We start from the raw sequence: 12,780 nt of genomic DNA, 5'->3' as shown, positions 1-12,780 counted from the left end.
AGCGGAGCAATATTGGTGAGCGTTATCTCTCACTAGAGGATAAAAAACTCCTCCCTATTTGATATAGAGAGGAGTTGGAATATATGCGTTGAGTTAATGTGTTACTCAGCTTTTTTAATGACCCTTGCTTTGCTGAACTCAGGTTTTGTTTCATGAGTTTCATTTTCAGGGTCATCGGGCCCGGATTCAGTAATACTGAAATCCTCAGCTTCAATCGGCTCCACTTTCCATGAAAGTTCCATACTGAGTTTGTTTTTCAGCTTCTTGGTTTTGGCCTTGATTTCCATACTGATTTTATCAGAAGGATTCAGGGTTATTGAATCTTCACCGTTCTGGATAACCATGTCTCCTGATTTAAAGCTTTTCAGGATGTCTTCCAGAATGGCTACGGCTTCTTCGTGCCCGACTTTCTTTTTCAGGCTTACCTTGTTTCTACCTTCTTTACTCATATGCACCTGCCTTTTTATTCGGTAGTCAGGTCAGCGAAAGCAGGGCCTGTGAGAGAAGTTCCGGATCCAGATAGGGAGTGCTTTTCTCGCTGACAAGCTCGCAGTCGATTACCCTGATACCGAGTTTATTTATCTCTTTTATATCTATTCCACCGGGATAAATTCCGTTCACCGAGTCCACAAGAACGAAATTGAGCACATCTTTGATCTCGATGTTTTCAGGATCATCCTTGCGCAGGTAGTAGAGAAGTTTGTTGATCTGGTCAGTCAGGGAGTGCCCTTTCAACTCCGGGTCGGTTCCGGTGTTGGGTGTGAACACTTTAGGACATTTGCTCTCACTGACAGCCCTGCCGATGCCCTCAGGCAACAGGTTGGCTACTACACTGGAATAGAAACTTCCCAAAGGGTAGCAGATCAGTTCCGCGCTGTTGATCAGTTTAGTCATTTTTTCGCGAATCTGGACTGCGCAGGGAGTCGAATCGCCTAGCTTTTCAGCCAGCCAGAGTTTTTTGATGCCGGAACCGATGGGGGATGCTTCCTTGCCGGTAAGCAGGTGCTGTCCGACAACGAAAGTTCCGTCCTCTAATTCTGCTGCAAGATGAACATCCTTGTTCACGGTGGGACGTACTGTTCCGCGTACTTCAACAAGCTTGGAAAAAATATAGATTACCGGGTCTATATGACGACGGTTGCTGATGTATCCGGCAGTTAAAATTATATTGCCGATGCTGGCTCCGCGCAGATTGAAATCGTCCATGATGTCGGCAAATTTGATGAAATGGTTGCGGATGATTTTGCGCATTGGTGCCGGAATATCGCGTACAAGACGGTGCTTGCATTCCATCATTTCTTCGAATTCAGCACGCAGTTCATTTTCATCGGCGTCACTTGGCAGGCGGTAGGAAAAAAGGCGATATATCTCCGGGTTGCCAAGGACGGACTGGTCTGCAAGAGCCATAAGCCTGTTACGGATATCGCCCACAGCCAGCATATTGAAATGATTGCGGATGACCGCAGAGCTGCCCCCGGAGTCAAAGGGGGTGATCACATGAATACTGTTGTGAGTGTACTGGGTAAGTACAGAGGAAGTCTTTTTAAGCGCAGTTCCGCCGCTGAAAAAGAGTATTCGGGGGCCGAGGTCCGGGGTTCTTCTATAGCGTTCCAGCTTGATCGGGTCCGGCACCCTGACTTCTCGTTCGATCTTAATGCGCATCAACTTCCTTGGGTTGGTAATAATTAATGTTGATTAAAGTTTGCCTTCCTTCATGAATTTCAGGCAGGCATCGGCAGCTTTATCAAAATTCACACCGCCGCTGATTTCAATGAGAGTTGTCTTTGACAGAAAATCAGCATAGGCGTCAACATCAGGATCCATTTCATTTTCCGAAGAGTCCGGGAGATAGAAGAGTCCGGTTCCTTTCATAAAGGCTGGAAGCAGGTCCTTACGCTCCTTGGGATCAACAATTTTAATCTCAGTTTCAGAGTTGTCACGCTGCCAATTCAGGATAACAAGCCCGCTCATGGGGGCCTTGAGAATAAATTTGTTTTTGCCGTAGCACTCATCTATGAGGGCATCGTATTTATGTTCCAGCTCCCAGAGTTCTTCCTTAGGCATGGACATAAATTTTTCCTTGTCTTCAGGGGCAACTATGCAGGAAAGGTCGGGGTTGTTTAGAGCTGTCCCGGGGTTGATGCGCGGCTGTTTGGCAACACCGTACATGGTCAGGGAGTTACCGTTCTTTTCAGCCATGATCCTATCATTGCTGACGAAAGTAGTTCCACGGCTCATAAGGTGCAGGGCGAGAGTTGATTTACCCATGCCTGAAAATCCGGCCATAGCAATGCCTCGTCCATTTGCGATAACCCCTGCGGCATGTCCCAGATAACAACCGTGGTTGAGCTTGAATTCTATAAAACGATTGTTGATGAAGTTTATGAGCTGGTTGGAATTTTCAATGCAGGGTCCGATGGCGATGTTTTCGCCTCCACCGAAGACGAAGATCATTCCGGTCAGCCTTTTGTAAACGACGCGACCGTCTGGAAGGTTATGGAATTCTTCCTTGATTTTGGTCTTGCCGGGATCAGGCTGCTTTACAGTGTATTCAAGGCCGAGGTCCACTGCAGGGCATTCGTGGGCGGTGATCAGGATGTCGCCTTTGTTTGTATCTACCAGAAATTCTTTGAAGTAATTGTTCAGGTCAGCCAGTAGGTCAGAGTTGTTAACCCGCGTTTCAATTACGCAACCGCCGAAATCAATAAACAGGGACTCGGTGACCGGGAATTCTCTGCGGTATTTTTCAACAATTGCTGATCTGGTCATTGCGGTCTGGTTCATTATCCTTTCACCTTATTGATTACATAGTCTACGTAATGGGCAGCAGCATCAATGCCTCTTGCATCGCGCAGGCCGCGGAAACCGCCGAAAGCAGATACTTCAAAAATAAATGGACCGTCAGGGGTAATGGCTACGTCTACACAGGTGAAATCAAGGTTGAAGATTGCCTGTGCCTTTTGCGCAAGGTCGATGATCTCCTGCGGAGGATCAATGGGGGCGTACTTGCCGCCGTTCACGGTGGTTGTATTCCATGAATCCGTGGTTTTGCAGCGGGCGTAGGTGGTCAGGTATTTCCCGCCCAGAAAGACTATGCCGAGGTCGCTGTCATTGAGGTCGATTGTCTTCTGGATGTACATGGTGTTGTACTCCTGATGGTAATCCTCAATAATTTTGCGAGCGTCAGGTCCGGGCTTGAGAACAAACATACCTCTGGCTTTGGTGCTGTACAGAGGCTTGAATACTGCCTCTCCATATTCCTCCACTGCAGCAAGAGCGTGATCCACGTCCTCGGTGATAGTGGTCGGAGGCATGGGGATATCTCCCAATTGCAGGGATATGGTGCAGGTTAGGCGGTCCAGCACGCGCAGGATGGAGTAGGGCGATGAAAATATTTTTACTCCGCGTCCTTCAAGCATGCGCAGCATTTCAAGGCGATCCAGCAGATCCGGTGAGTATTGCCTGCCTATCTTTTTTATGATCAGCGCGTCATAGGTTGAAAGGTCTTCGCCTTCCACAATGGCCCGACCGGAGGGCAGGTCAAGACGCATGTCCTGCATTTCAAATATTCTCGGTTCCCGGCTTGTTTTTTCAGCTACTGCCTTGGCAAGCTGTTCGGAGGACCATGCGCCTTTAAGTCCGATTACACCTATTTTCATTGTCAGCACCTTTTCTAAAACTTTTAGTAATGAAGGATGTCTTCCGGCAGAATGAAATTATTCCATTTACCGTTGTAACGGTTCATCTTTTCCAGCAGGAACATGGAACGGTTGAACATTTCTTTAGCAAAAGTGTAGTTGAACTCGAAACGGGTGGATGTGTAGAAGGAGCGCGCCAGAGCAAGGGCAAGACGCGCCTGCCATGTTTCGTCATTGTTTTCCTGAGCGAACTCTTCCGCAAAGCTGTACATGCGCGAAATCACAGCATTGATTTTGTTTCTGATGGGCCGTTCAAAGACCGGCATACGGAAGCCGGAAACAAGGAAGACCGACAGGTCCTGAATGTAGTCAAAGTCACGGGAGCGGTGCAGGTCGATGAATCTGACCCTTTCGTCTTCGTTGCTGTAAACCACATTGTTGCAGTTGAAATCGCCGTGGATAAAGACAGTGAAAGGAGCCGGAAGAGACTTTTCGATTGCCGCGCATTCATTGAGGAGGGCTTCGGAGGAAATAATTTCAGCATTTCCCATCTGGCGGGCATTGCGGTGAAATTCCGGGTGAACCTGTAGTACTCCGTTTTGGCGCGATTTGAGCTGGGCCATAAAGGTTGTCGGAGCAGGGCCGTCCTTTTTGGTGATGCTCCAGACATGGCGCAGGGTTTGTTCAAGGGTGAACAGCGCGTTTTCAAGGTCTGCGTCATCAGAGGTCAGGATCATGGTATCGAGAGTACATCCGGGCAGGAACTCGACTAGCATGGAACCTTTATTTTCATCCTTGTTTTCGTGGAAGCCGAATATTTCAGGCACCATGCCCGGAAAACGTTGGTTCCATTGTTCAAGGCTGTTTCTTTCCAGTCTGATTTTGTCGAGATTGCCTTCTTTGTAGATACTTCCCTGTGCCACCGGGGGAGCCTGATCCTTATCTTTTGTCTGGACTCGACCTATGCGGCAGCCGGAGCGCGAACCCCATATACCCTGAAAGTCGATATCCGAGAAAGAACCGTCATAACCGGAAACGCTCAAGGTCTGTTGCAACGATTCAAACTGCTCAATTTTGATGCGCTCGCCTAGGATGGAAAATATGATCGCTTCCCCGATGTTGAGCAGGGAATCGCCGATCCTTTCAAGGTAGCGGAATATGAAGAGGCAGGTTACGCGGTCGGGGATGTTTTTCCCGCTGCCCATCTCAGCCATGATGCGGTTGAAATTGTCCTTGTAAAGTGAATCCAACCTGTATTCAGACTTACATATTTCAAGGGCCAGAGGCATATCTTCCGAGCTGAAACCTTCAGCAATCTTTGCAACGGTTTCTTCGATGATATCAAAGGCTTCGGCGCATTCGTAACGGTTTACGCAACCTTTATCCTCCAGATAGGCCATCTGGTTAATAATGTTGACGCAATGGTCGCCGATACGTTCCAGATTGACCGATGAAACCTGAATTGCCCTGATCTTGTTCAGCAGCTTGGGGTCGAGGTCCATAGTGCTGTTGATGCGGGAATAAGACTTGTTCTCAATGACAGTCTTCAGGTTATCGATGTAGTCATCGCGAGAAGTTATCTTGCGAAACAGGGAACGGGAGGGCGAAGCCACGAATTCCCGTGTAGCCTTAAGTTGGTTCAATACCTCGAGGATGAGGAACTTGAAGTTTTCATCCAACCCTTCAAATGTGAGCATAATTTAAGTGTCGATGTTTAGGGTTTTGTCGCTGGGGTTATCGTTCCCGTCGGAATCCTTCCAGCCGATTTTAATATTTATTTTGTTGCCGTTTTCTTTGCGTCTTGCTTTTACGGTGAAGTTAAGCAGACCTTCCGGGTGCAGCTCAATTTCGTCACCGTTGGTGGAAAGCTTGATCTTTCCTGATTCAAAGCCTTCCACAAGGGATTGCAGGAAAGTGCGGATCGTCTCCCTATCCTGCAGTGATTCAAATACGAATTTCTTTTCACTTGCCATCAGAATTCTCCATGAATGTTTTGCTGCTTACTAGCACTTTGAGTAATGATAATTATTGCAGCAAGGTAAAGATTCGATGACGAAGATAAAATTCTGCTAGCCTGCCATGCGGGCTTTGTATTCCTGTATTACTGAATGGCGGTCGATTCCGGCCACAATAAGTTTTTTCCTTATATTCAGGTCATCCCAAGCAGGTTGAAGACCGATTTCACGGGCAGCTTTGGCTGTATCCTGAGTATCCAGAGGCTTGGTCTTTTCACTCATATGGCAATCATCGCCCATGAAGATAAGCAACTCCTTGCTTCCGGCAGAGCGGGACGCGTTCTGCTCGTTGACCACGGAGATAAGGAAGTCGGTATAACGCTGGGATTGCGGGTTCCAGACCTCAATTCCGTCCACATCATATTTAGCCAGCAGGATGGGCCAGAACTCTTCAGGGTGCGGAATAACTACACAGCCGCCAAGAGAACGCGCTTCTTCAATCACCTCTGTGGCCCGGTAGAAGAATTTTAAAGAGAAGTCTGCTTTGACCAGCTTCTTAACCTCTTTGATATAAGCCTGAATGCGGTTAATCAGGTTGTCGCCGTATTTTGGGCGCATGGCGTCAAAGTAATTGCGCAGGAGCTTGTTCTTAATGGAGTCCTTGGGCACGGTAGACCACTCTTCATCAAGCATGGTCTGGATTTTGGTCACGTAGATCCTGACCATTTCCACAAGGTCTTCATCTGCACCGGTGGCTTTGGCTGCCTTCTCCACTCGCTCTGTTATGGGTTTGGTGATGGAGTCCATGTATTCGAAAAGCTGGGAGGAGCGGTATTTGAAGGTATGAGCCAGCATTGATTTAAGTACGTGGGCTTCTTTTACCTTTTCATTTTCAAAATGCAGAAGGAGCTGTACTTTCTGGTTGAATCCGCTGGCATAGCAGTCCACTTCGACCCCGGTGTAATCCCCGTAACTCATAAGCACATTGTGTTGGGTAGGGATCATCAGTTTGTCGTGCACGTTGGGAAACATTTTTTTTACGCGCTGTGAAATGTATTCGAATGGCACGAATTCAGGGTGCCAGTGCACAGCCAGCAGGTTTTCCTGCCGGGCATGGATTTTTGAGGGTGTGACCACCTGTTCAATCTGCCAATCGGCAAGTTCGGTGGATATTACTTCGTGGAACCGTGCTCGATCCTCATCTGTAATTTCGGGGGAAACTTTTACTGCCGCGGGGCAGGAGGCTGCTGCGTTCATGATGTCCTCTTATTTGTACCTTGAATGGCAGTGGGCGGTGATGCTGTTGATCTCGTCACAGGCGTTGTGGGCTGCCTGCACGTCTGAATTATTGCAGGCCTGCTGAAATTTTTCGCAGGCGGCAATGAATTCGTCATAGTATTCATCTCCGTGGCCTTCAAAACTGACCATAGTGCGTGAATCTGCCATGAATTCTTCCACTACTTCAGGCGGAGGGAGTGTTCCCGCATGGACGGATTTAAAGATTACCTTGAAGGAAGCCTTCATTCGTTTTTTTAGGCTCTTATAACTGGGTTTGCTTTCACTGTCCTGCTCTGTGGGTGAAGCACTATCTGCGTCTGCGAGGTCTTCTTTTTCACTGGACATGGAAGAGGGCATGGGCTTGGCTGTGACTTTTACGGCGGTATGCCCGTATTCATTGCGGATGTTGATTTTCAGCTTTTTGAATCCTTCGATCATAACAAGGTAGGCATCATCTTCCGAGGCCCCACCTTCAAGTGCGTCCGCTATTTTACGAAGGAATTCCGGGAGTTCTCCGGGCTGTATATATTTTTCAATTTTGCTTTTTTTAGCCATCCCTTTCTCCTGATCTGCAAGATTTTAATAGGGGTTAGTATGGAAACTAAGATTGATAGCTGAGTTTTACTTTGTAAGTATCGCGAAACTATTACAAGTTTGCAACGTTAAGATTCAATTATAACCCCATCAGAGCTGGAAACGCAAAAGCCCGCGGGCATTGTTACATACCTGCGGGCTTTATCTGGTAAATATTCAGAGAAGAACTTAATCTTCAGCAATGGCAAGCTCTTCGAGATTTTTGCCGGTTTCCTGTTCAATGGAAGTCTTGATGCGCAGGGCGACTTCCTTGCTTTGTTTCAGCTTGGCAAGAAGCTCCTCATCGGTGCAGGATTCGATTTTATGGTCAAACATATAGATAACAGTGACCATCTGGTCGCCTTTAACCAATTTATCGGCAATAAAGACGATCTCTTTTTCAGTAACCGGAAAATCGCCGGAAAATTCAATGTCATTATGGGCGGCAACAATGTCCGCTACTTCGTCATAGCCGCTTCCGCGTACAATGGCGGCTCCGGCAGCAGCATGGTTCGGCTGACCCTTGGCAATGTCATGCAAAAGGGCAGCAGCAGTGATCAGGGCCATATTCGGTCCACGGTCACGCAACCATTTCAGGTCGCGCCCGATGCGGCGGGCTACATCGCGCACAATTCGGGAGTGAATGATGCTCGCTTCCGGTGTGTTGTTGGAGGCGAGGAGTTGTTCGCATTGTTCTGGGGTTGGGATGGGCATATGGTCGTTTCCTTATATAATGTAGATTGCGATTATTGAGCTAAATTTTGATTTGAATGTCGGATTCATTTTAATCAAAAAAAGATCAGAATAAACTATTCATCCATCCGTTCCTTATAAAACTCAATAAAATTCCTTACCAGCGGAGTCGCGCGTTCAGGATTCCATATCATCCCGATTTCAAAGGGATGCAGTTCTATTTCCAAGGGCTTGAGGGCGATGCCATCGGGGATGGTCCCGGCTGAATCCACGTTGATTACGGTCCAGCCCAATCCGGCGGCTACGAATACGTTTCCGGTGTGCTTGCGTTCGTATTTCATACCTATTTTTAATTCAAGACCCTGCTGTTCGAATATCTTTTGCATTTCTTTTACCCGCATTCGGCAAAAAGAATCAGCACTACATATATAGGGTAACTCTGATAGGTCTCGCAGGGTAAGCACATCTTTTTTTGCCAGAGGATGGTTTGCAGGAACCGCTGCGCATGATGCGCATCTGTGTACAACCATGCTTTCAAGGCTTTCAATATCGACCATTCGCATGGTTACAAATCCGATGTGGCGGGTTCCTTCCTTCACAGCATTAACCTGAAAAAATGTGTTTTCCTCATGGAGGCTGACATCAACGTCAGGATAGTCCTCAATAAAGTCTCCCATAATTTGCGGGAATGTTGAGGATAGGGCCAAGTATACAAAGCTTACATGCAGCTTTCCTGCTGTTCCGTCTCCCATGGCTTGGAGCGTTGTTTTTGAACGATCCATAATCGTCAGAATCTCTTTGGCTTCCTTAAGGAAATATCTCCCTTCGTCAGTCAGCTCGACTTTCCGGTTGGTGCGTTTGAACAGCTCGACTTCAAGCTCTTCTTCAAGATTTTGAATCTGCCTGCTGAGTGGCGGTTGCTGGATATGAAGCCTTTCCGCTGCCTTTCCGAAATGGAGTTCTTCGGCAACAGCTTGGAAGTAGCGAAGTTGACGCATGCGCATAATGATACCTTTTTGATCTTAATAGGCAGTTAAATGGTATTGGATTGATATTATATGCTGACATAAGTTTAATCAAACACAAATTGGAGGTATTCAAAATGTACGGATTGTATTTTTCAGGTTTTGTAGGCCGGAGTGTTCTCGCAGTCGTGTTTGTAATGTCTCTTCTGGTATTGATGCCGGAATCGTCTTCGGCCGGAATGCTGGTGGCAGAGGGCAAGAGAAACCACTACATCGCCAATCAGGAAGAGGGAATTATCTATATAATGTACGGTGATGGTGAGTGGGTGCGTTTTGCGGACGGATTCGGGCGTATAAGCGGTCTTTGCACTGCTCCTGATAATTCGGTTTATGTGCTCTCAGAATCGCAGCTCAGGCTGTTCAGGGTAGCTGTAAATGGAAAGGTGCAGATGGTGAGGAAGTTGGAATCAAGTCCGCAGGCTATTTTTGTGGATAGGGATGGAGAGGTGAAATTTGTCCAGCGAAACGGGGTGGTCACAGGGATTAATTAAGGGCGTCCGGTCAGGAAAGCAAAAAAGGATTGAATCTTTCGATTCAATCCTTTTTTTATGAAAAGTGGCGTCCCCAGGGGGATTTGAACCCCCGTCGCCGGCGTGAAAGGCCGGTGTCCTGGGCCAGGCTAGACGATGGGGACGCATCTTAAATATGTATCTGCTTCAGTGGCCTGAATCACTATTAACGAAGCCGATTTTATATAAAGACTTGGCTGGCAAGTCGTTTTTAACTGAGTGGCGTCCCCAGGGGGATTTGAACCCCCGTCGCCGGCGTGAAAGGCCGGTGTCCTGGGCCAGGCTAGACGATGGGGACGCATCTCAAAATATGTACCTGCTTCAGTGGCCTGAATCACTTTTAACGAAGCCGGATTTATGGGTGACCTTCTGGCTAAAGGTCGTTTTCACTGATGGCGTCCCCAGGGGGATTTGAACCCCCGTCGCCGGCGTGAAAGGCCGGTGTCCTGGGCCAGGCTAGACGATGGGGACGCATCTGTATAAAAGACCCTCTTCAGATACCTGGTAGGTGAAGAGGGCGAAATTTGGCTGGCTGGGACACAAGGACTCGAACCTTGATTAACGGAACCAGAACCCGTCGTCCTGCCAATTGAACGATGTCCCAGCAGCGAGAAAGAGGTATATGTAGATTAGCTCAGGCTGTCAACAAGAAAATAAATCTTTTTTGTGAAAAGTGAAGGGAGAGTGTCTATTCCTTCCTCGCCAAACAAACCGCATACTGAAAAAATCCTTTTTTAGTAATGGCTTCGTCAATTTTTAAGGCTTGGGTCAGCAGCGGGGAATCCTCTTCTATATTCACGAGAACATCGTTCAGGGCGGTATGGTAAATTGTGCCCCCGGTGGGGATTATTTTTGGACTTGGGAGTAATTCCTCAAGAGCGGGGATGATTGAAGCTGAATCAGCAGCTTCGGAAGGGTCGGCAGCGATCATTTGTTTGAGTGAAGGCCTATCTACTTGCTGCTGGAATTTTCCACCAAGGGGATTGTTGTAGATTTCAGGGGGCAGGTTCTTTCTGAAGTAGTTGATCTGTTCCAATTCCGTATCGGACCACTGAAATCTGGTGCTCCCCACAAAATCATTCATGTAGAACAGACCGCCCGGACGCAGGCATTCGTATGTTCTTGCAATTGCTTCACGTGAATTAAACATGTGGTGCAGGGAGTTGTCCCAGTGGATGAGATCGAACTCGCGAGGCTGATCTTCGAAGAAATCATTGTTGATAACCGTTACCTTATCCCCGTATCCAGCGCTTTCAAAGCGATGCCTGGCAAGTTCGCAATTCTTTTCGCTCAGTTCGTAGAGGTAAAAATGGTCAACTAAGCCCTGTTTTACGAATTCCAATTCCTTTATGAGCACCTCCGCAGCCGATGGACAGGGCTTCGTTGAATGATTTGCCATTAAGAAATTCTTTTATGAGCTCAATGGGCCCTTCGCTGACTCCTGTGAGGTATTTACCGCAAATCATCTTATTGATGTGTCCGACAATTCTTGGGGACTTCCACCAGCGGTTGCGCTGAGGGGTGGCTTGTGCTCGGTGTTCATCCCAGTGTTGCCCGATGGCTTTGGCGATCTGTTTTTTGCTCATGTGCATCTCAGTATAAGGTGATGGTTATTTTCTATGGATTGCCCAAACACAGTTGTGCTGTCAACTTGGGTGAGGATAATCAGTGGACAGGGTGAAAGCGGAGAGGAGAGGATGTTGTTCTGAGCTTTAAAAACGAAAAAGCCCGAATCTTGCGAATCGGGCTTGAAATTTCGTGGCGTCCCCAGGGGGATTTGAACCCCCGTCGCCGGCGTGAAAGGCCGGTGTCCTGGGCCAGGCTAGACGATGGGGACGCATCTTGAATATGTACCTGCTTCACTATGGCCTTTTAGCGTGAAGCTGGATTTTTGCAGACTTGTTCTGGCAGTTCAAGTCTTTTTTTGAGTGGCGTCCCCAGGGGGATTTGAACCCCCGTCGCCGGCGTGAAAGGCCGGTGTCCTGGGCCAGGCTAGACGATGGGGACGCATCTCATAAAATTTGTTGTTGGCTGGGACACAAGGACTCGAACCTTGATTAACGGAACCAGAACCCGTCGTCCTGCCAATTGAACGATGTCCCAGCAACGAGAAGAGTGTTTATTGTAACTGCCTCTTCCTGTCAACAACTATTTTCGAAAAAGTTTGAGTATTTCGAAAATAAATAATTATACAGACTTAGCGAGAGCGCGGGTCTGCTTTTTCATTCTGTTGATTTTGCGGCGGAGCTGTGCACGCTCTTTGCGGCCTTCAACAGCTTTTTTCTCAATACGCATTTCTCTCATCTGTCTTTTGATGCTGAGGATGCGATCTTTGTAAGGGGAAACTGCGCCTTCTTCGTCTTCGATTCCAAGATATTCCTTGATGTTGGAAATCAGGGTTTCTTTGTCCATACCGGAAGCACCAGCGATCAGGGGCATTTTGTCCATGCAGAGCTGACGCAGGTCTTTGGTGGTCATTTTTTCGAGGGGCTTAGTCAGTTCCAGGCTCTCGAGGGTGGGGGTTTCATCACTCATAATATCCTCCTTAAGGTGGGCTTTATGCCCTGAAATTTATGATTTTTCAAAAAGGCGGACGTATTTCAGATAACATCTTCCGACCGCCGATTCTGGATCAAACTTGTCTTTCAACCCGCCTATTTTGCCGGGCTTTTTGATCTTGGCGTCCTTGAACTCAGTACGTTTTAATTCGTACCCGTCCAATGGAACCCTGCCGTTTAACAGCTCGAACAGCACCTTGTCAAAGACTTCTTCACCAAAAAATGAATTTATTCTTTCAAGGATCTCCGGGGCGAAATATGAGAGCTCCTGCGCGGCTACGGAATCATCGGATGCAAGGATCAAAGTGCGTTTGCGGTGACCCAGCGGCTTGGCGAATTCTGCCAGCTCGCCCATTAGCTCGGGCCATGCTTTCCAAAGCCTTGGAATCATGAGCTTGTACTGTCCGTCCAGATCGGAAACGTAGTCGCCCATTGCTTCACCCACATGTCGCGGTGCGCGCTGCCGGGGGTGAAATACCCGCTTGCGAGGGCCATTATATTTTTTCTTTGCTGCCATATTATATGTTATACCCGTAATGTTCGTTCGGTGA

Annotated in this window: 15 protein-coding genes and 7 tRNA genes; 1 reads left to right on the top strand and 21 read right to left on the bottom strand. The window is 47.8% G+C overall.

Annotated features, from left to right (window positions below; translation table 11 throughout):
- Window positions 1–101: 101 nt before the first annotated feature.
- From DESAL_RS15715 to DESAL_RS15670, 10 genes are all read right to left on the bottom strand, one after another.
- Entirely contained in the window at window positions 102–449 is a 348-nt protein-coding gene (locus tag DESAL_RS15715; RefSeq protein ID WP_015852959.1) for an amphi-Trp domain-containing protein, read from the bottom strand.
- A gap of 25 nt (window positions 450–474) precedes the next feature.
- The gene (locus tag DESAL_RS15710; protein ID WP_015852958.1) at window positions 475–1,662 is read right to left on the bottom strand and encodes a GAK system CofD-like protein; all 1,188 of its coding nucleotides are present in this window, start codon (window positions 1,660–1,662) and stop codon (window positions 475–477) included.
- Window positions 1,663–1,695: 33 nt separating this feature from the next.
- Window positions 1,696–2,784 (bottom strand): HprK-related kinase B, encoded by a 1,089-nt coding sequence (locus tag DESAL_RS15705; RefSeq protein WP_015852957.1) that lies wholly within the window; start codon window positions 2,782–2,784, stop codon window positions 1,696–1,698.
- Window positions 2,784–3,659, bottom strand: coding sequence for a GAK system ATP-grasp enzyme (locus DESAL_RS15700; RefSeq protein WP_015852956.1), 876 nt, complete (start codon window positions 3,657–3,659; stop codon window positions 2,784–2,786). Before DESAL_RS15700 ends, DESAL_RS15705 begins: the two co-directional genes overlap by 1 nt.
- A 23-nt stretch (window positions 3,660–3,682) precedes the next feature.
- Window positions 3,683–5,335, bottom strand: coding sequence for a PhoU domain-containing protein (locus tag DESAL_RS15695; RefSeq protein WP_015852955.1), 1,653 nt, complete (start codon window positions 5,333–5,335; stop codon window positions 3,683–3,685).
- Window positions 5,336–5,338: 3 nt separating this feature from the next.
- Complete coding sequence (locus tag DESAL_RS15690; RefSeq protein ID WP_015852954.1) at window positions 5,339–5,611, bottom strand: amphi-Trp domain-containing protein; 273 nt, start codon at window positions 5,609–5,611, stop codon at window positions 5,339–5,341.
- A 96-nt stretch (window positions 5,612–5,707) separates the two neighbouring features.
- Window positions 5,708–6,850 (bottom strand): PHP domain-containing protein, encoded by a 1,143-nt coding sequence (locus DESAL_RS15685; RefSeq protein ID WP_015852953.1) that lies wholly within the window; start codon window positions 6,848–6,850, stop codon window positions 5,708–5,710.
- Between the two features lie 9 nt (window positions 6,851–6,859).
- Window positions 6,860–7,426 (bottom strand): GAK system XXXCH domain-containing protein, encoded by a 567-nt coding sequence (locus tag DESAL_RS15680; protein WP_015852952.1) that lies wholly within the window; start codon window positions 7,424–7,426, stop codon window positions 6,860–6,862.
- Between the two features lie 207 nt (window positions 7,427–7,633).
- Window positions 7,634–8,158, bottom strand: coding sequence for an HD domain-containing protein (locus DESAL_RS15675; RefSeq protein WP_015852951.1), 525 nt, complete (start codon window positions 8,156–8,158; stop codon window positions 7,634–7,636).
- A 95-nt stretch (window positions 8,159–8,253) separates the two neighbouring features.
- Window positions 8,254–9,135 (bottom strand): LysR substrate-binding domain-containing protein, encoded by an 882-nt coding sequence (locus DESAL_RS15670; RefSeq protein ID WP_245543752.1) that lies wholly within the window; start codon window positions 9,133–9,135, stop codon window positions 8,254–8,256.
- Between the two features lie 104 nt (window positions 9,136–9,239).
- Here DESAL_RS15670 and DESAL_RS15665 point away from each other — a divergent pair, with 104 nt between their 5' ends.
- Window positions 9,240–9,653 carry an NHL repeat-containing protein gene (locus DESAL_RS15665; RefSeq protein ID WP_015852949.1) on the top strand — a complete coding sequence of 138 codons (414 nt, stop codon included), beginning with the start codon at window positions 9,240–9,242 and terminating at the stop codon, window positions 9,651–9,653.
- Window positions 9,654–9,718: 65 nt separating this feature from the next.
- On the opposite strand, the gene DESAL_RS15660 is transcribed toward DESAL_RS15665, so the two are convergent.
- From DESAL_RS15660 to DESAL_RS15610, 11 genes are all read right to left on the bottom strand, one after another.
- Window positions 9,719–9,796 (bottom strand) — tRNA-Glu (locus tag DESAL_RS15660).
- Between the two features lie 95 nt (window positions 9,797–9,891).
- A tRNA-Glu gene (locus DESAL_RS15655) sits at window positions 9,892–9,969 on the bottom strand.
- 95 nt (window positions 9,970–10,064) lie between these two features.
- A tRNA-Glu gene (locus DESAL_RS15650) sits at window positions 10,065–10,142 on the bottom strand.
- Window positions 10,143–10,200: 58 nt separating this feature from the next.
- A tRNA-Gln gene (locus tag DESAL_RS15645) sits at window positions 10,201–10,275 on the bottom strand.
- A gap of 84 nt (window positions 10,276–10,359) precedes the next feature.
- Window positions 10,360–11,013 (bottom strand): class I SAM-dependent methyltransferase, encoded by a 654-nt coding sequence (locus DESAL_RS15640; RefSeq protein WP_041721948.1) that lies wholly within the window; start codon window positions 11,011–11,013, stop codon window positions 10,360–10,362.
- Window positions 10,985–11,257 carry a hypothetical protein gene (locus DESAL_RS20250; protein ID WP_041721946.1) on the bottom strand — a complete coding sequence of 91 codons (273 nt, stop codon included), beginning with the start codon at window positions 11,255–11,257 and terminating at the stop codon, window positions 10,985–10,987. The genes DESAL_RS15640 and DESAL_RS20250 overlap by 29 nt, the downstream gene beginning before the upstream one ends.
- A gap of 173 nt (window positions 11,258–11,430) precedes the next feature.
- Window positions 11,431–11,508: transfer RNA gene (locus DESAL_RS15630), tRNA-Glu, on the bottom strand.
- Between the two features lie 92 nt (window positions 11,509–11,600).
- Window positions 11,601–11,678: transfer RNA gene (locus DESAL_RS15625), tRNA-Glu, on the bottom strand.
- 21 nt (window positions 11,679–11,699) lie between these two features.
- Window positions 11,700–11,774, bottom strand: a tRNA-Gln gene (locus tag DESAL_RS15620).
- Between the two features lie 84 nt (window positions 11,775–11,858).
- Window positions 11,859–12,206, bottom strand: a complete 348-nt coding sequence (locus DESAL_RS15615) for a hypothetical protein (RefSeq protein ID WP_015852948.1) — start codon at window positions 12,204–12,206, stop codon at window positions 11,859–11,861.
- Between the two features lie 36 nt (window positions 12,207–12,242).
- Window positions 12,243–12,746, bottom strand: coding sequence for a DciA family protein (locus DESAL_RS15610; protein ID WP_015852947.1), 504 nt, complete (start codon window positions 12,744–12,746; stop codon window positions 12,243–12,245).
- Window positions 12,747–12,780: the final 34 nt, after the last annotated feature.

This window comes from Maridesulfovibrio salexigens DSM 2638, assembly GCF_000023445.1.
Taxonomy (GTDB): Bacteria; Desulfobacterota; Desulfovibrionia; order Desulfovibrionales; family Desulfovibrionaceae; genus Maridesulfovibrio; species Maridesulfovibrio salexigens.
Note: the sequence above shows the minus strand (reverse complement) of the source record. Positions and strands in the feature narration are given on the sequence as shown.

What these genes read in the sequence shown, in the direction of transcription:
- DESAL_RS20250 (WP_041721946.1), bottom strand. Translation starts at nt 11,257, where the DNA reads ATGAGCAAAAAACAGATCGCCAAAGCCATCGGGCAACACTGGGATGAA.
- DESAL_RS15670 (WP_245543752.1), bottom strand. Translation starts at nt 9,135, where the DNA reads ATGCGTCAACTTCGCTACTTCCAAGCTGTTGCCGAAGAACTCCATTTC.
- DESAL_RS15615 (WP_015852948.1), bottom strand. Translation starts at nt 12,206, where the DNA reads ATGAGTGATGAAACCCCCACCCTCGAGAGCCTGGAACTGACTAAGCCC.
- DESAL_RS15710 (WP_015852958.1), bottom strand. Translation starts at nt 1,662, where the DNA reads ATGCGCATTAAGATCGAACGAGAAGTCAGGGTGCCGGACCCGATCAAG.
- DESAL_RS15695 (WP_015852955.1), bottom strand. Translation starts at nt 5,335, where the DNA reads ATGCTCACATTTGAAGGGTTGGATGAAAACTTCAAGTTCCTCATCCTC.
- DESAL_RS15690 (WP_015852954.1), bottom strand. Translation starts at nt 5,611, where the DNA reads ATGGCAAGTGAAAAGAAATTCGTATTTGAATCACTGCAGGATAGGGAG.
- DESAL_RS15610 (WP_015852947.1), bottom strand. Translation starts at nt 12,746, where the DNA reads ATGGCAGCAAAGAAAAAATATAATGGCCCTCGCAAGCGGGTATTTCAC.
- DESAL_RS15675 (WP_015852951.1), bottom strand. Translation starts at nt 8,158, where the DNA reads ATGCCCATCCCAACCCCAGAACAATGCGAACAACTCCTCGCCTCCAAC.
- DESAL_RS15715 (WP_015852959.1), bottom strand. Translation starts at nt 449, where the DNA reads ATGAGTAAAGAAGGTAGAAACAAGGTAAGCCTGAAAAAGAAAGTCGGG.
- DESAL_RS15685 (WP_015852953.1), bottom strand. Translation starts at nt 6,850, where the DNA reads ATGAACGCAGCAGCCTCCTGCCCCGCGGCAGTAAAAGTTTCCCCCGAA.
- DESAL_RS15680 (WP_015852952.1), bottom strand. Translation starts at nt 7,426, where the DNA reads ATGGCTAAAAAAAGCAAAATTGAAAAATATATACAGCCCGGAGAACTC.
- DESAL_RS15665 (WP_015852949.1), top strand. Translation starts at nt 9,240, where the DNA reads ATGTACGGATTGTATTTTTCAGGTTTTGTAGGCCGGAGTGTTCTCGCA.
- DESAL_RS15705 (WP_015852957.1), bottom strand. Translation starts at nt 2,784, where the DNA reads ATGAACCAGACCGCAATGACCAGATCAGCAATTGTTGAAAAATACCGC.
- DESAL_RS15700 (WP_015852956.1), bottom strand. Translation starts at nt 3,659, where the DNA reads ATGAAAATAGGTGTAATCGGACTTAAAGGCGCATGGTCCTCCGAACAG.